The sequence below is a fragment of the Pseudomonas sp. 24 E 13 genome (genome assembly GCF_900004715.1).
GTDB classification, from domain to species: domain Bacteria; phylum Pseudomonadota; class Gammaproteobacteria; order Pseudomonadales; family Pseudomonadaceae; genus Aquipseudomonas; species Aquipseudomonas orientalis_A.
This window is the reverse complement of the sequence record NZ_CVTO01000136.1, coordinates 146,625-172,270: the sequence shown is the minus strand read 5'-3', so window position 1 is coordinate 172,270 and position 25,646 is coordinate 146,625. Positions and strand designations below refer to the sequence as shown.

Here is a 25,646-nt window from a genome sequence, read left to right as displayed (position 1 = left end):
CGCGTTCCGCTCGCCACACAAGAGAAATCAATGACTGTCAGTACCCCGCTTTCCGGCGTCAACCATCCCTTCAAAGGCATCCTGCTGATTGTGCTGGCGACGTTTCTGTTCTCCAGCCACGACGCCTTGTCCAAATACCTGGCCGGGTTCTACCCGATCGTGATGGTGGTGTGGGCGCGTTACATGGTGCACACCTTGTTGATGGCGGGGATTTTCCTGCCCCAATCGGGCCTGCGCGTGCTGCGCAGCAAACGCCCGGGCATGCAGGTGGTACGGGCGTTGTGCCTGTTGGGCACCAGCCTGTTCTTCACCACGGCGCTGCATTACATCCCGTTGGCCGAAGCCACGGCGGTGAACTTCCTCGCGCCAATCCTGGTGACGGCGCTATCGGTGCCCTTGCTCGGCGAGCACGTCACACGTGGCCAATGGCTGGCGGTGATCTGCGGGTTTGTCGGCGTGGTGATCATCATCCATCCGGGCGGTGAGTTGTTCACACCGGCGGTGCTGTTGCCGCTGTGCTCGGCGCTGTTCTTCTGTTTCTACCAATTGCTCACGCGCATTCTCAGCCAATACGACAGCCCCACCACCAGCAATTTTTTCGCCGGCCTGTGCAACACCTTGGTGATGAGTGCGATGGTGCCGTTCTTCTGGCAGATACCCACCCTGTGGCATGGCGTGATGATGCTGGCGCTGGGCACCTGCGGGATGACCGCGCATTTGATGCTCACCCAGGCGTTCCGCTTCGCGGCGCCGGCCTTGCTGGCGCCGTTCGGCTATTGCCAGATCGTGTTTGCGGGTTTGTTGGGCTGGCTGGTGTTCAGCCATACCCCCGACATGACCACCGTGGTCGGTATCGGGGTGATCTGCATGAGCGGGTTGGCCGCTGCCTGGCAGCAGCGGCGACGTTGATTACAGGTCGACCTTCGGAATCTTGCGCGGCGCCATGAAGTACATCCAGGTCAGCGCAATGAAATACATCGCCGGGATCAGGGTGAACAACACGGTGTAGTTGTTGTTGGTCACGGTGAGGATGTGGCCGACGATCTGGGTCATGAACATGCCGCCGATGGCCGCGCACATGCCGCCGAAACCGAACACCGTGCTCATCATGTGCTTGGGCGTGTAGTCCATCACCAGGCTCCAGATGTTGGCGGTCCAGGCCTGGTGCGCGCCGATGGCCAGGGAGATGGCGAACACCGCGACCCACAACTGGCTGGAGCCGGCCGCCATGATCACGCCGACGATGCAGCAGGCGAACAACAGCATCGACAGCAGCCGCGCCTTGATCGAGTTCATCCCGCGCCCGATCAGGAACGAGGACAGGATGCCGCCGCCCACACTGCCGAAGTCGGCGGTGAGGTAGATGATGATCAGCGGAATGCCCATCTGCGTCACGTTGATGCCCAGGTTGTATTGCTGGTTCAGGAACGGCGGCAGCCAATACAGGTAGAACCAGAACACCGGCGCGGTCAGTGCGTAGGCGATGGCAAAGGCCCAGGTGCCGCGCATGCGCAGGATGCGGCTGAACGGTACGCCAGGTTGTTCCGGCTCGGCGTGCTGTTGCACGTAGTCCAATTCGGATTGTTTGACGGTCGGGTGCTCTTCCGGGTTGTAATACTTCAGCCCCCAGAACACCAGCCAGATCAAGCCCAGCGAAGCCATGCACAGGAACGCCGCCTGCCAGCCCCACACGTGCAGGATCAACGGCAGCAGCATGGGCGTCATCATGGCGCCGACGTTGGTACCGGCGTTGAAAATGCCCGTCGCCACTGCGCGCTCACCGGCGGGGAACCAAAGGCGCGTGGTTTTCACACAGGCAGGGTAGTTGGCCGCTTCGGTCAGCCCGAGGATAAACCGGCAGACCATGAACCCGACGGCCGAGGTCGCCAGGCCGTGGGCACCAGTGGCCAGGCTCCACAGCAGCACGGCGCAGAAAAACACGCGCTTGACGCCCACCCGGTCGATCAACCGGCCCTGCAGCACAAAGCCGATGGCGTAGCCGACCTGAAACCAGAAGTTGATGTTGGCGTAGTCCATCGCCGTCCAGCTCATTTCCTTGGCCAGAATCGGTTGCATCACGCCCAGGGCGGCGCGGTCGATGTAGTTGAGGGTGGTGGCGAAGAACACCAGGGCCAACATGCCCCAGCGGGTTTTACCCACGGCCAGGGCGCCGCGGATCTTGTCGCCGATGCCGGCGTGCGGGGTGCCGGGGCGCGTGGCCAGGGCGGGATTTTGCAGAGGCATGAGGTCGTACCCGTTTTTGAAATTTTTATGGTGAGATCTGGGTCTTAGTGCAAGGTCGATGGTGCGCAGTGGTTAAAAAGTCGTCAATTCGCCAAAGGGGCATAGTGTTCGATAATCGCACCAAAAACTAACCGGTTCGTACATTTTAATTGCCGCGTGTAGGCTGGGGGCGAATAATTTGCCATAAACAACAATTGCCGGGAGTGACCCATGCAACGTTCCATCGCTACCGTGTCGTTGAGCGGCACCCTGCCGGAAAAGCTCGAAGCCATTGCCGCCGCCGGGTTTGATGGCGTTGAGATTTTCGAGAACGACCTATTGTATTACGACGGCAGCCCGCGCGAAGTTAGACAGATGTGCGCTGACCTCGGTATTGCCATCACCCTGTTCCAGCCGTTCCGCGACTTTGAAGGCTGCCGCCGTGACCGCCTGGCCCGTAACCTGGAACGCGCCGAGCGCAAGTTCGACCTGATGCAGGAGCTGGGCACCGACCTGGTGTTGGTGTGCAGTAACGCCTCGGCCGATTGCGTGGGCGATGAACGCATCCTGCTCGACGACCTCAGCCTGCTGGCCGAACACGCGGGCCGCCGTGGCTTGAGAATCGGCTACGAAGCGCTGGCCTGGGGCAAGCATGTGAACACCTGGCAACAGGTGTGGAACCTGGTGCGCCAGGTGAATCACCCAAACCTGGGCGTGCTGCTCGACAGTTTCCACACCTTGTCCCTCAAGGGCGATCCGAGTGCCATCGCCGAGATCCCCGGCGACAAAATTTTCTTCGTACAAATGGCCGACGCGCCGATCCTGGCCATGGATGTGCTCGAGTGGAGCCGGCATTTCCGCTGCTTCCCCGGCCAGGGCGAATTCGATCTGGCAGGTTTTCTTGCGCCGATCATCCAGAGTGGCTACACCGGGCCGTTGTCCCTGGAGATTTTCAACGACGGCTTTCGCGCTGCACCGACGCGGGCCAACGCGGCGGACGGCTTGCGCTCATTGCTGTACCTGGAAGAAAAAACCCGTCAGCGCCTGGCAGCACAACAACCTGCCGCGCCCGTGGATATCCTGTTTGAGACGCCGGCAGCCAGCGAATACGACGGCATCGAATTCCTTGAATTTGCCGTGGATGAAAGCCTTGGCGCCAAACTCACGCACTGGTTGGAGCGCCTGGGCTTCGCCAAGGCCGGCCAGCATCGCTCCAAGAATGTGAGTCTGTTGCGCCAGGGCGATATCAACCTGATCCTCAATTGCGAGCCCTATTCCTTTGCCCACAACTTTTTCGAGGCCCATGGGCCGTCGTTGTGTGCGATGGCGATGCGGGTCAAAGACAGTGCCAAGGCATTGGAGCGAGCGGTGGCCTACAAGGGCCAGCCCTATCGCGGACTGGTGGGGCCCAACGAACTGGAACTGGCCGCCGTGCGTGCGCCGGATGGCAGCCTGATCTACCTGGTGGACAAAAGCGAAGGCGGGCTCTACGACACCGATTTCAACCTGCAGCCTGCGACTGCCGCCAGCGGTGGCTTGCTGCGCATCGACCACATGGCCATGGCCCTGCCGGCCGACAGCCTTGACAGCTGGGTGCTGTTCTACAAGAGCCTGCTGGATTTTGAAGCTGACGACGAAGTGGTGCTGCCCGACCCCTACGGCCTGGTCAAAAGCCGCGCATTGCGCAGCCGCTGCAGTTCGATCCGCCTGCCGCTGAATATTTCCGAGAACCGCAATACTGCCATTTCCCACGCGCTATCGAGCTATCGCGGCTCGGGCGTGCACCACATTGCCTTCGATTGCGCGGATATTTTCGCCGAAGTGCGCCGGGCCAAGGAGGCCGGGGTGCCGTTGTTGGACATCCCGCTCAATTACTACGACGACCTGGCCGCGCGCTTTGATTTCGACGATGAGTTTCTCAGCGAACTGGCGTACTACAACGTGCTGTACGACCGTGACGCCCAGGGCGGTGAGCTGTTTCACGTCTACACCGAAGCCTTCGAGGGCCGGTTTTTCTTTGAGATCATCCAGCGCAAGAACGGCTATGCCGGCTATGGCGCGGCCAACGTTGCCGTGCGTCTGGCGGCAATGGCCAAGTCGCGCAGCGGTGCGGTGCGCCAGGCACGTTTATAACGGCGGTTGGGGTGCTTCCTTCGTGGAGCGCCTCGGCCCATAATCGGGCCTGCATAAAAACGCCGTGAGCGCACCATGACCCTGACTCCCGACCTCTCTGCCGTGTCAGATGCACCGCGCAAGAGTCGCAAGAACAATCCGGAAAAGACCCGCGAGAATATTCTCCAGGAAGCCGTTGTCGAGTTTGTTCAGCAAGGCCTGTCCGGCGCCCGTGTGGACGCCATTGCCGAGCGCACCCACACCTCCAAGCGCATGATCTATTACTACTTCGGCAGCAAGGAGCAGCTCTACGTCGAGGTGTTGGAGAAGCTCTATGGCGATATCCGCAACACCGAAACCCGCATGAACCTCACGGCCCTGGAACCGCGCGAAGCGATTCGCCGGCTGGTGGAGTTCACCTTCGACCACCATGACCAGAACGTGGATTTCGTGCGCATCGTCAGCATCGAAAATATCCACAACGCCGAGTATGTGAAACGCACCAGTACGATCAAGGACATGAACAGCAAAATCCTCGAGAGTCTCGGTGAGACCTTGCGTCGCGGCGCTGAGATGGGACTGTTTCGTGAAGGGTTGGAGCCGCTGGACGTCCACCTGTTGATCAACTCATTCAGTTTTTACCGCGTATCCAACCGCCATACGTTCAGTGAGATTTTTCAGATCGAACTGTCGGATGAGGCGATCAAGCAGCGGCATCGCGCCATGATCTGCGAATCGGTGTTGCGCTACCTTCAAGCTTGAATTCACCGAGTGACCAGTGTGGGAGGGGGCTTGCCCCCGATTGCGGTGTATCAGTCAACACATGCCTGACTGACAGACCGCAATCGGGGGCAAGCCCCCTCCCACATTTTTACACCGGTTTCTACAGTGAGGCGTTCATGCTCTGGAAGTGCGCCAGCATCCGGTCTGCATCCGCCGTCAGGCCGCAGAACAGCTCAAACGCCTTCACCGCCTGAAACACCGCCATATTGCCGCCATCCAGGGTGCGGCAACCCAGGGCGCGGGCGTCACGCAGCAATTGGGTTTCCAACGGGAAATACACGATTTCCGCCACCCACAACCCGGCGTGTAGCCACTCGGCCGGCACGGGTGTGCCGGGCAGCTTGGCCATGCCCATCGGGGTGGTATTGACCAAACCCTGCGCCTCGGCCATGGCGTTGGCCAAGTGGCTGCCGACCTGGGCGCGCCCGTCGCCAAAAGTCCGGGCGAGGTTATCCACAAGCTCGCGCGCACGGGCGGTGTCCACGTCGAAAATGCTCAGTTGCTCCACGCCCTCGGCCAGCAGCGCGTGCGCTACTGCCGCGCCGGCACCGCCTGCGCCCATCTGCACCACGCGTTGGCGTGGCACGTCATTGAAGTTGCGTCGGAAACCTTCGGCGAAGCCCAGGCAATCGGTGTTATGGCCGATGCGCTTGCCGTCTTTGAACACCACCGTGTTAACCGCGCCGATGCCCCTGGCCTCGTCGGACAATTCATCCAGCAACGGCAGGATCGCCTGCTTGCACGGGTAGGTAATGTTCAGGCCGGTGAAGTGCATCTGTTCAGCGGCACGCAGCAGATCGGGCAGGGCACGGCTGTCCAGACGCTGCGCGTCCAGATCAATCAGGCGATACAAATAGCGCAAGCCCTGGGCGTCACCTTCCTGTTCATGCAGGGCGGGCGTGCGGGAGGCCTGGATGCCGGCGCCGATCAGGCCGGCGAGAACACGGGGTTTCATCACGCGCATCCTTTCAACGAGTGGCTGAAATGCTCCAGGGCCAAGTGGTAGCCATGGCTGCCAAACCCGGCCAATACCGCCTTGGCGATGGGCGAGACAAAGGAGTGATGGCGAAACGCTTCACGGGCATGCACGTTGGATAAATGCACCTCGATCACCGGGACTTCGCTGGCCACCAGCGCGTCGCGAATCGCCACCGAGGTGTGGGTCCAGGCCGCCGGATTGATCACGATCCCGGCGCAACGGGCACGGGCCGCGTGAATCCAGTCGAGCAATTCGCCTTCATGGTTGGTTTGACGAAACTCGATGCTCAGCCCGAGTTTTTCGGCGCTGCGGCCACACAGGGCGGCGATGTCAGCGAGGGTTTCGTGGCCGTAAGTGGCGGGCTCGCGGGTGCCGAGCAGGTTGAGATTGGGGCCGTTGAGCACCAGCACGATAGGCGGCATAGAGGGGTCTCCACAGTTTTTATTGGTTGTGGAGATAAAATGTACTGAATGGTTAATTTGGTCAAATGAAGTCACTGGTTCTGTTCGATTATCGAACTGTTAATCAGCAGGGCAACTTCTGGTGAAGTGTTACGCCGGATTGCGGAGTGAATACGATTTTCGGGTGCGGCCGGAGTATCCCCAGCCGTCGGCATGAGTGGTTACAACCCGGCATTCGCCGGTTTGTTCGTCGTTACTAATCTTTGAAGCAGCTTCGTGAGCATGAAGCCGGTTGTCGGGTGATACGGGAAAATTGTTACCTGACGGAAAAAAACCTAACGGATGGGTTACGATGAGAGTAGGTGCTTACAAGGGATATGTAATCTCGGTATTTCTCAGGGATGAGCATTGCCCGCCCCATGTACATGTCAGGGGCAAGGAATGGGATGCGCGTTTCCGTTTCAGTTTCGTGGACGGGGACGTTGAATTATGGGATGTGGAGCCTGAACGGAGGCAGCCACCCCTATCGGTTCTGAAGGAGATACGCGGGGCCATCATGCAACGGCATTACTTGGCGCGGGCACGCAGGATTTGGTGGGAAAAACTGCAGACGGTTTGCCTGGAGAATCATTCTTGGAATTGGGACGCTGGTGAGTTGGTTCCAGGGTTGGTCATTCGACAAGGCGTCTACGTCATCTCAAGCACCAGGCACGACGTCGTAGAGCAACGGACTATTTTGAATCTGGTAAGAGCGCCAGATTGTGTGGGGATTAATTTATGAAAATCATAAAAGCCAAAGTCACACCTTATGTACCTCTCACTGATGCCGACGTTGACAAGGCAATCGCCCGAGGACGCAGGTTGAAACGCCTGTACGCCAACGCCAGCAATGTGCGTTATGAAAACGACTGCCTCTCCATTGGCTTCAGCGATGGTAGCCGCGTCATGTTGCCGGCGGCTGGCCTGCCGGAGTTTGAAGGGTTTTCAGAGAAAGATTTCCAGCAGTTGGAAGTGACTTTCGGTGGCAAGGCGATTAGCTGTGAGGCCCAGGACCTGGATGTTTCGATCACCGGCTTGATCGCTACAAGCCAACCTCTGATGGACCTGGCTACCAGCCTGGTGGCATCGCGCAACGGCCGCAAAAGCAGCGCTGCCAAATCCGCCGCCGCTCGTGCCAATGGCAAGAAGGGTGGCCGGCCACGCAAGGAGGTACCGCAGACCTCAGATCCAACAGACACTTGAATAACCAAATAGGGGAGCTGTAGGAGCGAGCTCGCGAAAACTCATAGGCACCGCGTTTATCCAGGAAGCATGCGTTATCGTTGACGTTTTTCGCGCGCAAGCTCGCTCCTGCAAAAGCCTTAACTGGCGATACTCATACCCCGCAGATTACCGCCGGGTCAGCAACACACCCGATTCCATATGATGCGTCCACGGGAACTGGTCAAACATCGCGCATTGAGTAATGCGATGGGTGTCATGCAGTTGCGCAATGTTCGCCGCCAGGGTCTCCGGGTTGCAGGAGATATACAGGATGTTGTCGAAACGTCGGGTCAGTTCGCAGGTGTCCGGGTCCATGCCGGCGCGGGGCGGGTCGACGAATACGCTGCCGAATTCGTAGCTTTTCAGGTCGATGCCGTGCAGGCGGCGGAACGGTCGAACTTCATTCAGCGCCTCGGTAAGTTCTTCGGCGGAAAGGCGCACCAGGGTGACGTTATCCACGGCATTTTCATCGAGGTTGCTCAGGGCCGCATTGACCGACGTCTTGCTGATTTCGGTGGCCAGCACCTTGCGCACGCGGGTTGCCAGCGGCAGGGTGAAATTGCCGTTCCCGCAGTACAGCTCCAGCAAGTCGTCCGGGCGATCGCCCAGGGCGTCGTACGCCCAGTTGAGCATCTTGCGGTTCACCGTGCCGTTGGGCTGGGTGAAGGCGCCTTCGGGTTGGCGGTAGCTGAACGTGCGGCCGCCGACCTCGAGTTTTTCCACCACGTAGTCGCGGCCGATGACATCGCGCTTGCCCTTGGAGCGACCAATGATGCTCACGTCCAGCTCGGCCGCCAACTGGTTGGCGGCGGCGTGCCAGTGTTCGTCCAGCGGGCGGTGATAGCACAGGGTGATCATCGCGTCGCCGGCCAGGGTGGTCAGGAACTCCACCTGGAACAGCTTGTGGCTCAGGGCGGCGCTGGCTTGCCAGGCGGCCTTGAGCTGCGGCATCAATTGATTGATGCGCTGGCTGGCAATGGGAAATTCTTCAATGAGGATCGGCGTGCGCTTGTCGTCCTGGGCGAACATGGCGTAGTGGCGATCCCCGCCTTCGCGCCACAGGCGGAACTCGGCGCGCAGGCGGAAGTTCTGCAGCGGCGAGTCGAAGACCTGCGGTTCGGGCGCGTCGAAGGGTGCCAGCAGGTCACGCAGACGCGTGACCTTGTCTTGCAGTTGAGCGGTGTAGTGTGCGGCGTCGAAAGTCATGCGTTGAACCAGCCCAGCTTGATCACGAACAGGATCGACAGAATCACCAGTGCCGGGTTCAGCTCACGGTAGCGGCCCGAAAGCAGCTTGATGGCGGTCCAGGCGATGAAACCGAAGGCGATGCCGTTGGCGATGGAGTAAGTGAACGGCATCGCCAGGGCGGTGATCACCACCGGCGCTGCCACGGTAATGTCATCCCAGTCGATTTCGGCCAGGCCGGACGTCATCAACACCGCCACGAACAGCAGCGCCGGCGCGGTGGCGAAGGCCGGTACGCTGGCCGCCAGAGGCGAGAAGAACAGCGCCAGCAGGAACAGGATCGCGACCACGATGGCGGTCAAGCCGGTACGGCCACCGGCGCTCACGCCGGCGGCGGATTCGATGTAGCTGGTGGTGGTCGAGGTGCCCAGCAGCGAGCCGGCCATGGCCGCCGTACTGTCGGCGATCAGCGCACGGCCCATTTTCGGCATATGACCGTCCTTGCCCATCAGGCCGGCGCGCTTGGCGACGCCGATCAGGGTGCCGGAGTTGTCGAACAGGTCGACGAACAGGAACGCAAAGATCACGCTGACCAGGCCGATATCCAGCGCGCCCTTGATGTCCAGCTGCAGGAAGGTCGGGGCCAGTGACGGTGGCATGGAGGTCACGCCGCCGAACGGGGTGACGCCCAGCAGGATCGAGACAATGGTCACCGCCAGGATGCCGATCAACACGGCACCGCGCACTGCCAGGGCTTCCAGCGCGACGATCAGCACGAAGCCCAGGGTCGCCAGGATCGGCGCCGGTTGTTTCAGATCGCCCAGGCCCACCAGCGTGGCCGGATTGGCGACCACGATACCGGCGTTGTGCAGGGCGATCAGCGCCAGGAACAGGCCGATACCGGCAGCAATCGCCGAGCGCAGGGGCAGGGGAATGCTGTTGATGATCCACTCACGGATACGGAAGATCGACAGCAGGAAGAACAGCACCGCCGAAATGAATACCGCCCCCAGCGCAACCTGCCAGGTGTGGCCCATGTGCAGCACCACGGTATAGGTAAAGAAGGCGTTGAGGCCCATGCCCGGTGCCAGCGCAATCGGGTAGTTGGCGATCAGGCCCATCACGGTGGAACCGATGGCCGCCGCCAGGCAGGTCGCGACAAACACTGCACCTTTGTCCATGCCGGTTTCGCCGAGGATGCTCGGGTTGACGAACAGGATGTAGGCCATCGCCAGGAATGTGGTGATACCCGCGAGAATCTCGGTGCGCACATTGGTGTTGTGGGCTTTGAGTTGAAACAGCTTTTCCAGCATGCCGGCTCCCTGTGACGCTATCTTGCGTCGTGATTTGTTGACCTCTAAGTCAAAGCACAAACTGCGCCAAGCGCCTGTGGCTTCAGAGAGGATCGGAAAAAGCGGCGCATCATACCAGCAGCCGAGGCTGTGTGGCGCATGGCCTTGAGGCATACTGCAGCGACGTTCAACAGTGGGTCATCGACAGCATGAAAAAAGCCAACGTGTGGAGTCTAGCGCTGATCGCCAGTATCAGCCTGTGGTTGGGCGCAGCACCGGCGTGGGGCGCGACTGCACCGGCTTTGAGCGAGGTGCGGGTGTTCAAGGTCGAGTCGCCCACTTGCACGGAAACCATCCCGGAGCGCGTCACCGTTACTCAGATGTGTACACATCGCGGGGCAACCCAGGTGTCGGTGATGGAAGTGGGCCTGGGTAACAACCCGGTCGGGCGCTTCAACGGTGCGGTGCTCAATGGCCAGCGCACGGCGGTGTGCCAGGTCGGCAACATCAGCCAGGCGTGCAATGGCGCGGGCACGCTGATGGGCTATATCTATGTGTTCGACCTGAATGTCGAGGGCCCGGGGGACTTCATCTACAGCAATTCGTCGATCAACCCGCCGCAAAATACGTTGACCGCAACACTCAATATCCACTGATCAATCATCTTGAACGCTCAAAACCCCGGGAAGTCGTACCCCTGAGACGGCGATTTTCCTGAACGCCGCGGATGTACACCAACCCGTGAGGTGTTTATGAGCGCGACCCCCAATGGCGCGGCGGCCCAGCCGTACGTTGCCCACCCGATACGCTTGACCTTGAATGGCCAGGATCGCCAATTGAGTGTGCTGCCCTGGACCACCTTGCTGGACCTGCTGCGCGAACAACTGGACCTGGTTGGCAGCAAAAAGGGCTGTGATCACGGCCAATGCGGTGCCTGCACCGTGTTGCGTGACGGCAAACGCGTAAACGCCTGCCTGACCCTGGCCGTGATGTGCGACGGCGCCGAGCTGACCACCATCGAAGGCCTGGCCGACGGCGACCAATTGCATCCGATGCAGCAAGCCTTTATCAAGCACGATGCCTTCCAGTGCGGCTACTGCACCCCCGGCCAGATCTGCTCGGCGGTCGGCCTGGCCAACGAAGGCCGCGCCCACGACACTGCGCAGATCCAGGAATTGATGAGCGGCAACCTGTGCCGCTGCGGTGCCTACAGCAATATCCGCGACGCCATCGAAGACGCGCTGCCGGCGTGCCGCAACCGCGGAGGTGAGCAATGAATCCCTTCCAGTACAGCAAACCGGCCGATGTACACGAGGCGGTGCACCTGAGCAGTGCGGCGTCGCGCTTCATTGCCGGCGGCACCAACCTGCTGGACCTGATGAAAGAGAACATCAGCCGCCCCGAACACTTGATTGATATCACCGGATTGCCGCTGCGCGCCATCGAAGAAACCGCCGAGGGCGGCCTGCTCATTGGCGCGCTGGTGAGCAATGCCGACCTGGCCTGGCACCCGCTGATCGAGCAGCGTTACCCGTTGCTGTCCCAGGCCATCCTTGCCGGGGCCTCACCGCAACTGCGCAACATGGCCAGTACCGGTGGCAACTTGCTGCAACGCACCCGTTGCTACTATTTCTATGACGCCACGGTGCCGTGCAACAAGCGTGAGCCCGGCAGCGGCTGCCCGGCGCGCACCGGCTTGAATCGCATCCACGCGATCCTTGGCGCCAGCGCGCAATGCGTCGCCACGCACCCCTCGGACATGTGCGTGGCCCTGGCAGCGCTGGAGGCGCGGGTGCATGTGCAAGGGCGCGGCGGGGCGCGGGTTATCGAGTTTGCCGACTTCCACCGCCTGCCGGGTGATGCGCCGCAACGGGACAACCAATTGGCCGATGACGAACTGATCACCGCCGTGGAATTGCCCGCCGATAACCTGGCTCGCCACAGTCACTACCTGAAGATCCGCGACCGCGCGTCCTACGCGTTTGCACTGGTGTCGGTTGCCGCTGCCCTGGAGTTGGACGGCGACGAGATCATCGACGCCCGCCTGGCCCTTGGCGGTGTGGCCCACAAACCCTGGCGTGACCGTGCGGTGGAAGCCTCGCTGATCGGCCGCCCCGTCAGCCGCGAAACCTTCAGTAACGCCGCCGATGCCCTGCTGCAAGATGCCGAGCCGCTGCAACACAACGGTTTCAAGATCAAGCTGGCGCGCCGCGCAATCATTCGAGCACTGAGCGACGCTGCGGTCGCGGGAGAACAGCCATGAGTGCCATCGGCAAACCCCTGGACCGTGTCGACGGTCTGCTCAAAGTCACCGGCCAGGCGCGCTACGCCGGTGAATTTCCCGAGGACGGCCTGCTGCATGGCAGTGTGGTATCGAGCACCATCGCCAAAGGCCGGGTCATCCGGATCGATGCCTCCAGGGCCCTCGCGCTGCCGGGCGTGGTGCAAGTGATTGATCACCTCAATCGCCCCAGGATCGCCAGCTACGACGATGCCTTCGCCGATGCGGATGCCGCCGACGGCTCACCGTTTCGCCCGCTGTACAACGACCGCGTGCTCTACAGCGGACAGCCGCTGGCGTTGGTGATCGCCGATAACCTGGAGCTTGCGCGGCATGCCGGCTCGCTGGTGGAGATTGAATACGCGCCCGAAGACTTCGAAACGGACCTGATCACCCAGCAGGAATCGGCCCATCCTTCGCCGCAGACCCCGCCCGGCCCGCGTGGCAATTTCCAGGCCGAATGGGCCGGCGCCGCCATCAGCCTCGATCTGCACTACAGCACGCCCATCGAACACCATAACCCGATGGAACCCCATGCCAGCACCGTGCTGTACCAGCCGGACGGCACGCTGCATATCCACGACAAGACCCAGGGGCCGCAGAATTGCCAGGCCTATGTGCAGAAAGTGTTTGGCCTGGATAAAAGCCAGGTGCGCATCTTTGCCGCGTTTGTCGGCGGTGCCTTTGGTTCAGGCCTGCGCCCGCAGTACCAATTGCCGCTGGCGGTCATGGCATCGCTGGCATTGAAGCGCTCGGTACGCGTCACCCTGACCCGGCAACAGATGTTCACCTTCGGCTACCGCCCGCGCACCTTGCAGCGCTTGCAAATGGGCGCCGCCGCCAACGGGCGCCTGCTGGCGCTGGGGCATACCGCGATCGGCCAGACCTCGCGCTTCGAGGATTTCAGCGAACACGTGGTGGAATGGAGCGGCATGCTTTATCACTGCGATAACGTGCAGTTGACCTACAAGTTGGTACCGCTGGACGTATTCACCCCGCTGGACATGCGTGCTCCAGGCGCGGCCCTGGGTGTGATCGGCCTGGAATGCGCCATGGACGAACTGGCCTGTGCCCTGGCCATCGACCCGGTGCAGCTGCGCCTGATCAACTACGCCGAGCGTAACCAGAACGAGGACAAACCCTGGTCGAGCAAAGCCCTGCGCGAATGTTACAGCGAAGGCGCCGAGCGTTTCGGCTGGAGCCAGCGCAACCCCGAACCGCGCAGTATGCGCGACGGCCGCCAGTTGATCGGCTGGGGCATGGCCGGCGGGGTGTGGGAAGCCATGCAGATGAAAGCCAGTGCCAAGGCGCGCATCGACAGCGACGGCAAACTCACTGTCAGCAGCGCCACCACCGATATCGGTACCGGCACCTACACCGTGATGACCCAGATCGCGGCCCAGGCCAGCGGCGTGGCGATGGACAATATCAGCTTCCTGCTGGGTGATTCGTCCTTGCCCACGGCGCCCTTGCAGGGCGGCTCGTTTACCGTGTCGTCCGTTGGTACCGCCGTGCAGCAGGCCTGTGAAGCGCTCAATGCGAAACTGTTGGAAACCGCGCGGCAGGTCTACCCGGTGTTCAAGGACGCCGAGTCCGTGCGATTCGAAGAGGGGCAGTTGCATACTGGCGATGTGAGTGTGTCGCTGGCTCAGTTGGTCAAGGACAGCGGTGAGGACGCGCTGGAGGTGCAGATCGACAGCGAGCCTGACAAGAAGCGCGAGGGCTATGCCAGTGCCACCCATTCGGCGGTGTTTGTCGAAGTTCGCGTGGACGAGGACCTTGGCACCATCAAGGTCAGCCGCGTGGTCAGTGCGATTGCGGCCGGGCGCGTGGTTAATCCGAAAATGGCGCGCAGCCAGATCCTTGGTGGCGTGGTGTGGGGGATTGGCATGGCGCTGCATGAAGAGACTCAGGTTGATCATGAACTGGGGCGCTCCATGAACCACAGTCTGGCCGAGTACCATATCCCGGTGAATGCCGATATTGGCGAGATTGATGTGCTGTTTGTCGAAGAGCATGACGAGATCGTCAATGCCCTGGGGTCCAAGGGTGTGGGGGAGATCGGTATTGTCGGGGTGGCGGCGGCGGTGGCGAATGCCATCTATCACGCTACTGGGAAACGGGTTCGGGAGTTTCCGATTACCTTGGACAAGGTGCTCTAAAAGGCAGCGGGCAGCCCATAGCTATTTTACTGATGCGCCACTGTCCAAATGTGGGAGGGGGCTTGCCCCCGATGGCGGCCTCTGGGCCGACCGGGACTTTGGATTGGAACGAGTACATATCCGTTTCTGTGGTCACGGCTGCTATGGGTTCCGCCCTTACGGCGGCTCACTTTTGAAAAGCGCAAAAGTAAGCAAAACGCTCTTGCCCCACCACTCGGCACCTCGCTTAGGCTCGGTGTGCCCTCTCTCCGGCTTGAATCCGTGGGCCGCCGCAATGGGCCATCCTTGGCCCAGTGCGGCTAACCCGGCGTCCTGCCGGGTTACCCACGGATTCAAGCCTGCGTTCGGCCAGCGTGGTTTAACGGGGCGCCTGAGATCAAAAGCAGATCAAGATCAAGGTCAAGAGCGACTCGCTTCGCATCGTGGTTACGGTTGGGCGCTGCTGAGTTGTGTAGATACCTATGGCTATCGGGGGCAAGCCCCCTGCCACATTTGACCTTATTGTCAACGCGGGTCAGGCGGTGGTTTTCAAGGCCGTTTCTTCCACCGGAACATGCATACGGTCGCGGTTGGCCAGGGTCGGGAACAGTTTGATCCACACTCCGGTCACCACCAGTGTACCCACGCCGCCCATGACGACGGCGGGCACAGTGCCGAACCAGTGCGCGGTGATGCCCGATTCGAACTCACCCAGTTGATTGGATGCGCCGATAAACAAGCCGTTGACTGCGCTCACTCGGCCGCGCATTTCATCCGGCGTTTCCAGTTGCACGAATGAAGCCCGGATCACCATGCTGATCATGTCCGCCGCGCCGAGGACCACCAGTACGGCCAGGGAGAACCAGAACGAGGTCGACAGGCCGAACGCGATGGTCGCCACGCCGAACACGCCGACGGCGGTGAACATTACGCGTCCCACTTTGCGGTCCACCGAAAAGCGTGCCAGCCACAGTGACATCAGCAGCGCCCCCACCGCCGGTGCCGAGCGCAGCAGGCCCAGGCCCCAGGGGCCGGTCAACAGGATGTCCTTGGCGAACACCGGCAATAGGGCGGTGGCGCCGCCCAGCAGTACGGCGAACAGGTCCAGGGAGATGGCGCCGAGGATGTCCGGCCGGCTGCGGATAAAGCGAATCCCGGCCAGCAACGAGTCGAGGGTGGCCTTGCCTTTGTTCAGCGGCGTCTGGCGGGCGGGGAGGTTCAGGGTCAGCCCGCAGGCGATCAGGTACAGCACCACGGTCGGGCCGTACACCCACACGCTGCCGAACGCGTAGAGCAAGCCGCCGAGGGCCGGGGCGACGATGGTCGCCAATTGCTGGGCCGATTGCGACGACGCCACGGCCCGGGGGAACAGTGCGCTGGGTACGATACTGGGCAGCATTGCCTGGGTGGTGGGCATTTCGAATGAACGGGCGGCGCCCAGCAGGAAAGCCAGAATGAAGATCATCTCGCGGGTCACGTTGCCGGTCAGCCCGCCGATGGCCAGGGACAGGGCAATCAGCGCCTGGACGGTCTGGCAGATGGCAGCGACCTTGCGTCGCTCATAGCGATCGGCCACGTGCCCGGTGTGCAGCATGAACAGCACACGCGGCACGAACTCCACCAGGCCGACCAATCCCAGGTCCAGCACATTGCCGGTCAGTTGGTAGAGGTTCCAGCCGATGGCCACGGTCAGCATCTGGAAGCCGCTGGCGGTAAAGATCCGCGCCAGCCAGAACGCGATAAAAGGGCGGTGGTGACGTAACAGCAACGCAGGTTCGCTAGGCATTGGGCGTACAGGTCGGGGGCCGAAGGGAACATCGAGATTAGCATTATGTTGTAACAAAGAGTTGCAATAACTCGGGTGAGGCAAGCTGTCACGCGGCAAAAGACCACACAACCGGACAGCGCAAATGGGACTACTCTTTCAACGATGCTTGATCCAGATCAAAACCTGCCAGGGGATTGTTCTGGCGGCCGAAAGGCCAGACTCCCTGCGTGACGGGTAAAAAAAGAAACGAATTGAAATTCGCCACACTCCATATCCGTAGGGGCAGTGGGTGCAGGCTCCGAGCCCGCAGCCGGTATTACCTGACAGAGGAAGACTTATGTTCGGTTTGGAGGCGCTAGATCTCGCCCGAATTCAATTTGCGTTCACCATCTCGTTTCACATCCTGTTCCCGGCGATCACCATCGGCCTGGCCAGTTACCTTGCGGTGCTGGAGGGCTTGTGGCTCAAGACCCGCAATGACACCTACCGTGACCTCTACCATTTCTGGTCGAAGATCTTTGCCGTCAACTTCGGCATGGGCGTGGTTTCGGGCCTGGTCATGGCTTACCAGTTCGGCACCAACTGGAGCCGCTTTTCGGATTTCGCCGGCGCCGTTACCGGGCCGCTGCTGACGTACGAAGTGCTCACCGCCTTCTTCCTCGAAGCCGGTTTCCTGGGTGTGATGCTGTTTGGCTGGAACAAGGTGGGGCGCAACCTGCACTTCTTCTCCACCGTGATGGTGGCGATCGGTACGCTGATTTCGACGTTCTGGATTCTCTCCTCCAACAGCTGGATGCAGACGCCCCAAGGCTTTGAAATCGTCGATGGCCGCGTGATCCCCACCGATTGGTTCGCCGTGGTCTTCAACCCCTCGTTCCCCTACCGCCTGGCGCACATGGCCACCGCTGCCTTCGTGGCCACGGCGTTCTTCGTCGGTTCGTCGGCGGCCTGGCACCTGCTGCGCGGCAAGGACAACCCGGCGATCCGCAAGATGCTCTCGATGGCAATGTGGATGGCCTTGATCGTCGCGCCGATCCAGGCGGTGATCGGCGACTTCCACGGCCTCAATACCCTGAAGCACCAACCGGCCAAAATCGCCGCGATTGAAGGTCACTGGGAAAACATCGGCAATGAACCCACGCCGCTGATCCTGTTCGGCTGGCCGGACATGAAGGCGGAAAAGACCAAGTACGCGGTAGAAATTCCTTACCTGGGCAGCCTGATCCTGACTCACTCGCTGGATAAACAGGTGCCGGCGCTCAAGGACTTCCCGCCTGAAGACCGGCCTAATTCGACCGTGGTGTTCTGGTCGTTCCGGGTCATGGTCGGCCTGGGTTTCCTGATGATCTTCACGGGGCTGTTCAGCCTGTGGCTGCGCCGCGGCGACAAGATGTACACGTCCAAGCCGTTCCTGTACCTGGCGTTGTGGATGGGCCCTTCAGGGTTGATCGCGATTCTCGCCGGCTGGTTCACCACCGAAATCGGCCGCCAGCCGTGGGTGGTCTACGGGCTGATGCGCACGGCGGATGCCTCTTCCGGGCATAGCCTGGCGCAGATGACCATCACCCTGGTGCTGTTCGTGGTGGTGTACTTCGCGCTGTTCGGCGCGGGCCTGGGTTACATGATGCGACTGGTGCGCAAAGGGCCTGTGGTTTACCAGGTCACCGAGCCGACCCAGGGTGGACCTGGCCAGAAACGTACCCCGGCGCGTCCGTTGTCCGCTGCCGATGATGGCACCGATAACGACCACGACGACATCCAGCACAAGGGGCATTGAGATGGGCATTGATCTTCCGCTGATCTGGGCCGTGATCATCATCTTCGGCATCATGATGTACGTGGTGATGGACGGCTTCGACCTGGGCATCGGCATCCTGTTTCCGTTCGTGAAGGGCAAGACCGACCGCGACGTCATGATGAACACCGTGGCGCCCGTGTGGGACGGTAACGAAACCTGGCTGGTATTGGGCGGCGCGGGCTTGTTCGGTGCGTTTCCGCTGGCCTACTCGGTGGTGTTGTCGGCGTTGTACCTGCCGCTGATCCTGATGTTGATCGGGCTGATCTTTCGTGGCGTGGCCTTCGAGTTCCGCTTCAAGGCCAAGGACCACAAGCGCCACCTGTGGGACAAGGCGTTTATCGGCGGCTCGCTGACGGCCACGTTCTTCCAGGGCGTGGCGCTGGGAGCGTTTATCGATGGCATTCCGGTGGTGAATCGCCAGTTCGCCGGCGGCTCGCTGGACTGGCTGACCCCGTTCACGATGTTCTGCGGCGTGGCGTTGATCGTGGCGTATGCCTTGCTCGGCTGCACCTGGCTGATCATGAAGACCGAAGGCAAGTTGCAGGAACAGATGCACAACCTGGCGCGCCCGCTGGCCTTCGTGGTGTTGGCGGTGATCGGTATCGTCAGCCTCTGGACGCCGCTGACCCACGCCGAAATCGCCTCGCGCTGGTTCACCCTGCCGAACCTGTTCTGGTTCCTGCCCGTGCCGCTGCTGGTGCTGGTGACGATGTACGGGTTGTTCCGCGCCGTGGCACGCCGGGCGCACTACACGCCCTTCCTGCTGACGCTGGTATTGATCTTTCTGGGTTACAGCGGCCTGGGGATCAGCCTGTGGCCGAACATCATTCCACCGTCAGTCTCGATCTGGGACGCCGCCGCGCCGCCGCAAAGCCAGGGCTTCATGCTGGTGGGCACCTTGTTCATCATTCCGTTCATCCTGGGCTACACCTTCTGGAGCTACTACGTGTTCCGCGGCAAGGTCACCCATGAAGACGGTTATCACTAGGAGGGTCGCAGCATGGCGGGCAAACCTTCGTTGCACGATATCGAACAGGCCGAGAAACAGCCGCTGTGGCGGCGCCTTGGATGGCTGGCGATGATCTGGACCGGCAGTGTGCTGGCCTTGTTTATCGTCGCCAGCCTGATGCGCATGTTCATGAACGCGGCCGGGCTGACCACCCACTGACATCCCGATCCGGGCTTTGCGGCCCGGTTTTTCAGCCCTGCTCTTCTTACCGGAAGGGCAGGGTTTTTTTATTTGCGCGCCTTGAGAATGACGAACTTGGGCGTGGCTGCCACTTGTTCGACGCCACGGAACAGGCGCGCCAATTTGCTGTGATAACCCAGGTGACGGTTACCGACGATATACAGCGCGCCACCCACCACCACCGCCTCCCGCGCCTGCTGGAACATGCGCCAGGCGAGGAAGTCGCCCACCACCTGCTGCTGGTGGAAAGGCGGGTTGCACAGCACCACGTCCAACGACTGCGGGGCCTGGCCGGCCAGGCCGTCGTCGGCGCGCACGATGACATCACGCCCGCCCAGCGCGGCCTGCCAGTTTTCGGCGGCTGACTGCACCGCCATGAAGGACTCGTCCACCAGGGTGTAGTGCGCGTCGGGATTTTGCAGCGCGCTGGCGATTGCCAATACGCCGTTGCCGCAGCCAAGGTCGGCCACGCGGGCGCCGCCCAGGTTGTTCGGCAGGTGCGGCAGGAACGCGCGTGTGCCGATGTCCAGGCCTTCGCGGCAGAACACGTTGGCATGGTTGAGCAGTTCGATGGCCGGGGTATCCAGCGAGTAGCGGGTAGGGTAGGGCGATACGGGCGCGGGGCGTTGCGCGACGGTGGCGATCAGCAGCCGGGCCTTTTTTACCGCGAGCGTGGCATGCATCGGTCCGATATAACGCTCCAGCAGTTCGCCGGCGGCGCGCGGCAAGTGTTTGACCATGGCCCCGGCGATCACTTCGGCGCCCGGTGCCAGTTGCCCGTGCAACCGGATCAACTGTTCTTCCAGCAGCGCCAGGGTCTTGGGCACACGGAGCAACACCCGATCGAATGGCCCGACCGGCACTTGGCTGGCCGGTACGAACGTTACCGCATCAAAGGCTTTACCGTTGCGCGCCAGGTTTTTTCCCAGGCCTTGGGCGGCGAGGAACGAGTCCCCGCTGGAGGTCACCTGCACATGGCCTGCAAGGCTGGCCGCGAGGGCGCCGAAGCTGTCATTGAGTACCAGCACACGGGTTGCCGCAGGGAGTTGCTGGCCGGCGAGGTGGCTGAGCAGGTATTCGTCGGCGGCATCGAAGGCTTGCAGCGGATCATTGTGTTGCTCGGGCTGACGGATCAAATCGAGCTGGGCGAAGGGGCTGTCAAGCAGGGGCATGGCGGGGGAGGCTCTGGGTAATCGACGGAACCGTCTGAGTGAACGGCGAGGCAACCTGTGAAAGGACTGAATCAACACTCAGAATGGGCCGCAAATGTTACTTTTTTTTCAACGCGATGACATGCGGTGTTTCTTGTTTGGGTCAAAACAGTCCTGCTTTAGAGGCACTGAGCACGGCCTGGATCTTATTGTGCACGCCAAGCTTCTTGAAGGTACTGCTGATATGAAAGCCCACTGTACGCTCGGACAGGCAGAGAATGGCCGCAATCTCGGAAGCGGTCTTGCCCATGGCGGACCACTTGAGGACCTCCGTCTCCCGTGCGGTCAACTTGCTGGGCGTGTTGATATGGGCTTTGTCGGCGTATTTTTTTGCAACCACTGCATGCATCGCATGGCAGAGCCACAACACCTGCCCGGCTTTTTCGTAAAGCTCTTCGGGGCTGATCTCGCCTTTGCCACGCGTCAGCGTGAGCATGCTGAACACACCCTGGAAATCATGGACCGCCTGACTCCAGCCCAAGTGCACCCCAAACGACTGGGCCAACTCCCACAACTGGGGGGTACTGCTAAACGTTTTCGCGTCCCAGACGATGGGCAGGACACTGTTCTTGCAGTGGGATACAACAGGGTCTATTTCGAAGAAATGCGCTCGTTTGTAAATATTTCTCCATTCACTGGGATGGTTATCAAGATGTATGGGGTCTGTTTGGTTGCTTGGGGCTTGAGAACTCATCGTAAATGAGCAATGTTGGAATCCTAATTCATACGTGTGATTGACGACCATTTCAAACACGCTGGTGATTTCGCTCTCGCCTTCAAGCTTGGGCAGCCGTGTATTGCGCCATTTGACCATCGATTGCTCTCCATAGGTTTTCGTGTGACTTGGGTACGTCCTCATCCCAATGCGACTTGAATGGAAAGTGTAGGATAAGTCTTACTTGTGGGGCAGAAAAAAACTCCTTGACTGCCTTCGGTCAGGCTGTAACAGAGTGGACAAGGACTGGGCTTTAGTCGGACTTATGGAAGAGAGCGCAGTTTTTCAATCAGTTACGGATGATGTCAAAGTGACGCTATCGGTGCGTTCGCCTTCGTGTTGTTGCATATTGCGGGCGTATTCATAGCGAAATGTTTAGTTCGGTGTTGGGACGCTATTTGTCACCGATTGTTACCTGCCTGACAGGCCGCCGACTCGGTTGACTGTAATGCCATTACCAATCAGCGGTGTTTGCGCGGCGCGCTTTGAGAGACACTACGGCCCTGTGCAAAACGGAGCCCCCCATGACGGCCAGTGCTGAGAAATTTACCCGCCAGACCTTGCTCGATGTGCAATCGCTGACTCCCAGCCTTTTCACCCTGCGCACCACGCGTGATGCCGGTTTTCGCTTTACCGCCGGCCAATTCGTGCGTCTGGGCGTCACCAAGGCGGATGGCAGTACCGTGTGGCGCGCCTATTCCATCGTGTCGTCACCGTTTGACGAATACCTCGATTTCTTTTCCATCGTGGTTCCAGGCGGCGAGTTCACCAGTGAGTTGAGCCGCCTGAAAGTCGGCGATAGCGTGCTGGTGGAGCGCCAGGCCACCGGCTTTCTGACGCTGAACCGCTTTGTAGACGGGCGTGATCTGTGGCTGCTGGGCACCGGCACCGGGGTGGCACCGTTCCTGTCGATCCTGCAGGATTTCGAGGTGTGGGAGAAATTTGAACGTATCGTTCTGGTGTACAGCGCACGCGAGGCCAGGGAGCTGGCCTACCAGACGCTGATCAAGGACCTGGGCGAGCGCGAATACCTGGCCGAATACGCCCACAAGCTGATCTACATCCCTATCGTCACCCGCGAGCGGCATCCGGGCGCATTGAACGGGCGTATCACTACCTTGATCGAGAACGGGGAGCTGGAGCGCGCGGCCGGCATCGAGTTAACGGCGCAACACTCCCGCGTGCTGATTTGCGGCAACCCGCAGATGGTCGATGACACGCGCCAGTTGCTCAAGCAGCGCGACATGCAACTGAGCCTGAGCCGACGCCCGGGCCAGGTGGCGGTGGAAAACTACTGGTAAAAAAAAAGGCGCCTCACGAGGCGCCTTTTTGCATCTGCCGGTCAGAGCGGTTTGTCGTTCTGTGCCTTGAGCAGGTCGCGAATCTCGCCCAACAGCACCTCTTGCTTGGTCGGCGTCGGCGGCAGGCTCGGGGCTACGGCCTCTTCGCGCTTGAGGCGGTTGATCGCCTTTACACCCATGAAGATGGCGAAGGCGACGATCAAAAAGTCGACCACGCTCTGGATGAACTTGCCGTATGCCAGCACCACGGCGGGTGCATCGCCTTGCGCGGCTTTAAGCGTGATTGCCAGGTCGCCGAAGTCCACGCCACCGATCAACAGGCCGAGGGGCGGCATTACCACGTCGCCTACAAACGAGGAAACAATTTTGCCGAACGCGGCGCCGATGATAATACCGACGGCCATGTCGACCACATTACCTTTGACCGCGAAGGCCTTGAACTCACTGATCACGCCCATAAGTTATTCCTTGTTACAGATGAGAAGGGTGGAGGTCAGTGTAAGTCAGTCGTAGCGGGCTCGCGCGACACAACCTTTAACACTGTTGGTTTTTATCGACACATTAAAACGCAATTAGTTTGCAAAGTGCCACCAATCGCGCGCGGAATACGGCTAATTTCAGCGGGTTACCACATTTTTTTCTCAATCGGGCCTGTGGGGTTTTTCTATTTATCTTCTGACCCGCAGGTCACTAGCCTCTGGCAAGCACAACTGAATGTGCACTAAAAAAACCAGAGGAAACCTTGATGAACCATTCAATCAATCGCAGGCCCGTGTCGGCACGCCAAGCCTTGGCGTTGGTGACCGCCAGCCTGCTGACCCTCTCCGTGCAAGCCGCCAACCTGACCCGTGACAACGGCGCCGCCGTTGGCGATAACCAGAACTCGCAGACGGCCGGCGCCAATGGCCCCGTGCTGCTGCAGGACGTTCAATTGATTCAGAAGCTGCAGCGCTTCGACCGCGAACGTATCCCCGAGCGCGTGGTGCATGCCCGTGGCACGGGCGCCCATGGCACCTTCACCGTGACCGACAACCTCAGCGACCTGACCAAGGCCAAGGTATTTGCCGCCGGTGAAGCTACGCCGGTATTCGTGCGCTTCTCGGCCGTGGTCCACGGAAACCATTCCCCGGAAACCCTGCGCGACCCACGGGGCTTCGCCACCAAGTTCTATACCGCCGAAGGCAACTGGGATCTGGTCGGTAATAACTTCCCGACGTTCTTCATTCGCGATGCCATCAAGTTCCCGGACATGGTCCACGCGTTCAAACCGGACCCGCGCACTAACCTGGACGATGACTCGCGTCGTTTCGACTTCTTCTCCCATGTTCCCGAGTCCACACGCACACTGACCGAGTTGTACTCGGACTCCGGCACACCGGCCAGTTACCGGGAGATGGACGGCAACGGCGTACATGCCTACAAGTTGATCAACGCCAAGGGTGAAGTGCACTACGTCAAGTTTCACTGGAAGAGCCTGCAAGGCATCAAGAACCTTGACCCCAAGCAAGTCACCGAAGTGCAAGGGCGTGACTACAGCCATATGACCAATGACCTGGTCACCCATATCAACAAGGGCGACTTCCCCAAGTGGGACCTGTATGTGCAGGTGTTGAAACCTGAAGACCTGGCCAAGTTCGATTTCGACCCACTGGACGCCACCAAGATCTGGCCGAATGTGCCGGAGCGCAAAGTCGGGCAAATGGTGCTCAACCGCAACCCGGGCAATGTTTTCCAGGAGACCGAACAAGTGGCGATGGCCCCGGCCAACCTGGTGCCGGGTATCGAACCGTCGGAAGACCGCCTGCTGCAAGGTCGGGTGTTCTCCTACGCCGACACGCAAATGTACCGATTGGGCGCCAATGCCCTGCAACTGCCGATCAACGCCCCACGGGTCACCGTCAACAACGGCAACCAGGACGGCGCGCTGAACTTCGGCAAGACCACCACCGGCGTGAACTACCAGCCAAGCCGCTTGTTGCCACGGGAAGAGCCGCAGGCTGCGCGCTACAGCCAGTCGCCGCTGTCGGGCAGCACCCAGCAGGCGAAGATTCAGCGTGAGCAGAACTTCAAGCAGGCCGGCGACTTGTATCGCTCCTACAGCAAGAAAGAGCGTCAGGACCTGATCGACAACTTCGGCGGCTCGCTGGCGACCACCGATGATGAAAGCAAGCACATCATCCTGTCGTTCCTCTACAAGGCCGACCCGGAATACGGCACCGGTGTGGCCAAGGTGGCCAAGGGTGACTTGGCGCGTGTGAAAGCACTGGCTGACAAACTGACTGACTAACCACGCCCTCCTGTAGGAGCGAGCTTGCTCGCGAAGAACTCAAAGGCAACGCATTTATCCAGGATGCACGCGTTATCGTTGACGTTTTTCGCGAGCAAGCGCGCTCCTGCAAGGGGATCTTTCTCAAGGATCTTGATCATGCGTACGTTCATATGGGCACTGCTGGCCTGCTGTTCGTTCAGTGTGCTGGCCGAACAACCCCCCTCCAATGACCCTGGTGCGCTCAAGGCGCAGCTTCAGGATTATTATTTCGACGCCGCCCGCCGTGGCGACCTCGACATGCTCAACACTTTCATTGAGTCGGGCTATGCCCTGAATACTCAGGACGACAAGGGCTACACCGCCTTGATCCTCGCCGCCTATCACGGCCAAAGCGCCTACGTTGAGCGCCTGTTGGCCGCCGGCGCCGACGCCTGCGTGCAGGACAAGCGCGGCAACACCGCGCTGATGGGCGCGATTTTCAAAGGCGAACTGCAAATCGCCCAGCGCTTGCTGGCCACCGACTGCAACCCCGACCAACGCAACGGCGCGGGGCAGACGGCCGCCATGTACGCCGGGCTATTTAAACGCGTGGAATTGTTAAGCGAATTGAAGGCCAAAGGCGCCGACCTGAACGCCGAAGACCCCATCGGCAACAGCGCTTCACGCTTGGCCAGCGGTGAAATCCGGACCCCGGCGCCGCGCTGAGCTATCATCGCGGTTTTTCGGTTGGAGGTT

General features: G+C 60.6%; 24 protein-coding genes. 15 read left to right on the top strand and 9 right to left on the bottom strand.

Features of this window, described 5'->3' with window-relative positions; translation table 11 throughout:
• Positions 1-30 precede the first annotated feature (30 nt).
• The gene (locus BFP90_RS18175) at positions 31-909 is read left to right on the top strand and encodes a DMT family transporter (protein WP_065886891.1); all 879 of its coding nucleotides are present in this window, start codon (positions 31-33) and stop codon (positions 907-909) included.
• Here BFP90_RS18175 and BFP90_RS18170 read toward each other — a convergent pair whose 3' ends face one another.
• Entirely contained in the window at positions 910-2,244 is a 1,335-nt protein-coding gene (locus BFP90_RS18170) for an MFS transporter (protein ID WP_065886892.1), read from the bottom strand.
• Between the two features lie 210 nt (positions 2,245-2,454).
• Here BFP90_RS18170 and quiC point away from each other — a divergent pair, with 210 nt between their 5' ends.
• On the top strand, positions 2,455-4,356 hold the full coding sequence (gene quiC / locus BFP90_RS18165; protein ID WP_065897639.1) for a 3-dehydroshikimate dehydratase QuiC: 1,902 nt from the start codon (positions 2,455-2,457) through the stop codon (positions 4,354-4,356).
• 75 nt (positions 4,357-4,431) lie between these two features.
• A complete protein-coding gene (locus BFP90_RS18160) occupies positions 4,432-5,097 on the top strand; it encodes a TetR/AcrR family transcriptional regulator (protein WP_065886894.1) in 666 nt (221 codons plus the stop codon).
• A gap of 121 nt (positions 5,098-5,218) precedes the next feature.
• On the opposite strand, the gene BFP90_RS18155 is transcribed toward BFP90_RS18160, so the two are convergent.
• Complete coding sequence (locus BFP90_RS18155; protein WP_170875982.1) at positions 5,219-6,076, bottom strand: shikimate dehydrogenase; 858 nt, start codon at positions 6,074-6,076, stop codon at positions 5,219-5,221.
• Positions 6,073-6,519 carry a type II 3-dehydroquinate dehydratase gene (gene aroQ, locus BFP90_RS18150; protein ID WP_065895204.1) on the bottom strand — a complete coding sequence of 149 codons (447 nt, stop codon included), beginning with the start codon at positions 6,517-6,519 and terminating at the stop codon, positions 6,073-6,075. The genes BFP90_RS18155 and aroQ overlap by 4 nt, the downstream gene beginning before the upstream one ends.
• Positions 6,520-6,850: 331 nt before the next feature.
• Here aroQ and BFP90_RS18145 point away from each other — a divergent pair, with 331 nt between their 5' ends.
• Together BFP90_RS18145 and BFP90_RS18140 are read left to right on the top strand one after the other, a co-directional pair.
• Positions 6,851-7,279: a DUF4160 domain-containing protein gene (locus BFP90_RS18145; protein ID WP_065897637.1), complete on the top strand. Its 429-nt coding sequence runs from the start codon at positions 6,851-6,853 to the stop codon at positions 7,277-7,279.
• Entirely contained in the window at positions 7,276-7,740 is a 465-nt protein-coding gene (locus BFP90_RS18140; protein ID WP_065895205.1) for a DUF2442 domain-containing protein, read from the top strand. The genes BFP90_RS18145 and BFP90_RS18140 overlap by 4 nt, the downstream gene beginning before the upstream one ends.
• Positions 7,741-7,887: 147 nt before the next feature.
• On the opposite strand, the gene trmA is transcribed toward BFP90_RS18140, so the two are convergent.
• Together trmA and BFP90_RS18130 are read right to left on the bottom strand one after the other, a co-directional pair.
• Positions 7,888-8,967, bottom strand: coding sequence for a tRNA (uridine(54)-C5)-methyltransferase TrmA (trmA, locus tag BFP90_RS18135; protein WP_065895206.1), 1,080 nt, complete (start codon positions 8,965-8,967; stop codon positions 7,888-7,890).
• A complete protein-coding gene (locus BFP90_RS18130) occupies positions 8,964-10,259 on the bottom strand; it encodes an NCS2 family permease (protein ID WP_034117796.1) in 1,296 nt (431 codons plus the stop codon). Before BFP90_RS18130 ends, trmA begins: the two co-directional genes overlap by 4 nt.
• Before the next feature lie 188 nt (positions 10,260-10,447).
• Between BFP90_RS18130 and BFP90_RS18125 the strand changes: the two genes are divergently transcribed.
• The 4 genes from BFP90_RS18125 (at position 10,448) to BFP90_RS18110 (ending at position 14,681) form a co-directional block, all read left to right on the top strand.
• Positions 10,448-10,894 (top strand): DUF4879 domain-containing protein, encoded by a 447-nt coding sequence (locus BFP90_RS18125; protein ID WP_065897651.1) that lies wholly within the window; start codon positions 10,448-10,450, stop codon positions 10,892-10,894.
• A gap of 96 nt (positions 10,895-10,990) precedes the next feature.
• On the top strand, positions 10,991-11,515 hold the full coding sequence (locus BFP90_RS18120; RefSeq protein ID WP_065886900.1) for a (2Fe-2S)-binding protein: 525 nt from the start codon (positions 10,991-10,993) through the stop codon (positions 11,513-11,515).
• Positions 11,512-12,501, top strand: coding sequence for an FAD binding domain-containing protein (locus BFP90_RS18115; protein ID WP_065897636.1), 990 nt, complete (start codon positions 11,512-11,514; stop codon positions 12,499-12,501). Before BFP90_RS18120 ends, BFP90_RS18115 begins: the two co-directional genes overlap by 4 nt.
• Positions 12,498-14,681, top strand: coding sequence for a xanthine dehydrogenase family protein molybdopterin-binding subunit (locus BFP90_RS18110; protein WP_065897635.1), 2,184 nt, complete (start codon positions 12,498-12,500; stop codon positions 14,679-14,681). The genes BFP90_RS18115 and BFP90_RS18110 overlap by 4 nt, the downstream gene beginning before the upstream one ends.
• Positions 14,682-15,195: 514 nt before the next feature.
• Here BFP90_RS18110 and BFP90_RS18105 read toward each other — a convergent pair.
• Entirely contained in the window at positions 15,196-16,446 is a 1,251-nt protein-coding gene (locus BFP90_RS18105) for an MFS transporter (protein WP_065897634.1), read from the bottom strand.
• 319 nt (positions 16,447-16,765) lie between these two features.
• Here BFP90_RS18105 and BFP90_RS18100 point away from each other — a divergent pair, with 319 nt between their 5' ends.
• Genes BFP90_RS18100 through BFP90_RS18090 form a run of 3 tightly spaced genes read left to right on the top strand, consistent with a single transcriptional unit; the run spans position 16,766 to position 19,394 of the window.
• Positions 16,766-18,205 carry a cytochrome ubiquinol oxidase subunit I gene (locus BFP90_RS18100; RefSeq protein WP_065897633.1) on the top strand — a complete coding sequence of 480 codons (1,440 nt, stop codon included), beginning with the start codon at positions 16,766-16,768 and terminating at the stop codon, positions 18,203-18,205.
• Position 18,206: 1 nt separating this feature from the next.
• The gene (cydB, locus tag BFP90_RS18095; protein WP_065886905.1) at positions 18,207-19,214 is read left to right on the top strand and encodes a cytochrome d ubiquinol oxidase subunit II; all 1,008 of its coding nucleotides are present in this window, start codon (positions 18,207-18,209) and stop codon (positions 19,212-19,214) included.
• Positions 19,215-19,226: 12 nt separating this feature from the next.
• Positions 19,227-19,394 (top strand): DUF2474 domain-containing protein, encoded by a 168-nt coding sequence (locus BFP90_RS18090; RefSeq protein ID WP_065886906.1) that lies wholly within the window; start codon positions 19,227-19,229, stop codon positions 19,392-19,394.
• A gap of 68 nt (positions 19,395-19,462) precedes the next feature.
• Here BFP90_RS18090 and BFP90_RS18085 read toward each other — a convergent pair whose 3' ends face one another.
• Both BFP90_RS18085 and BFP90_RS18080 read right to left on the bottom strand, forming a co-directional pair.
• Positions 19,463-20,587 carry a methyltransferase gene (locus tag BFP90_RS18085; protein WP_065897632.1) on the bottom strand — a complete coding sequence of 375 codons (1,125 nt, stop codon included), beginning with the start codon at positions 20,585-20,587 and terminating at the stop codon, positions 19,463-19,465.
• Positions 20,588-20,729: 142 nt separating this feature from the next.
• Entirely contained in the window at positions 20,730-21,440 is a 711-nt protein-coding gene (locus tag BFP90_RS18080) for a helix-turn-helix transcriptional regulator (protein WP_065897631.1), read from the bottom strand.
• A gap of 425 nt (positions 21,441-21,865) precedes the next feature.
• Here BFP90_RS18080 and BFP90_RS18075 point away from each other — a divergent pair, with 425 nt between their 5' ends.
• Complete coding sequence (locus BFP90_RS18075) at positions 21,866-22,642, top strand: ferredoxin--NADP reductase (RefSeq protein WP_065897630.1); 777 nt, start codon at positions 21,866-21,868, stop codon at positions 22,640-22,642.
• A gap of 41 nt (positions 22,643-22,683) precedes the next feature.
• On the opposite strand, the gene mscL is transcribed toward BFP90_RS18075, so the two are convergent.
• The gene (mscL, locus tag BFP90_RS18070; RefSeq protein WP_065886910.1) at positions 22,684-23,100 is read right to left on the bottom strand and encodes a large-conductance mechanosensitive channel protein MscL; all 417 of its coding nucleotides are present in this window, start codon (positions 23,098-23,100) and stop codon (positions 22,684-22,686) included.
• Between the two features lie 287 nt (positions 23,101-23,387).
• Between mscL and katB the strand changes: the two genes are divergently transcribed.
• Positions 23,388-24,929 (top strand): catalase KatB, encoded by a 1,542-nt coding sequence (gene katB, locus BFP90_RS18065; RefSeq protein ID WP_065895215.1) that lies wholly within the window; start codon positions 23,388-23,390, stop codon positions 24,927-24,929.
• A gap of 138 nt (positions 24,930-25,067) precedes the next feature.
• Entirely contained in the window at positions 25,068-25,616 is a 549-nt protein-coding gene (locus tag BFP90_RS18060) for an ankyrin repeat domain-containing protein (protein WP_065895216.1), read from the top strand.
• Positions 25,617-25,646 lie beyond the last annotated feature (30 nt).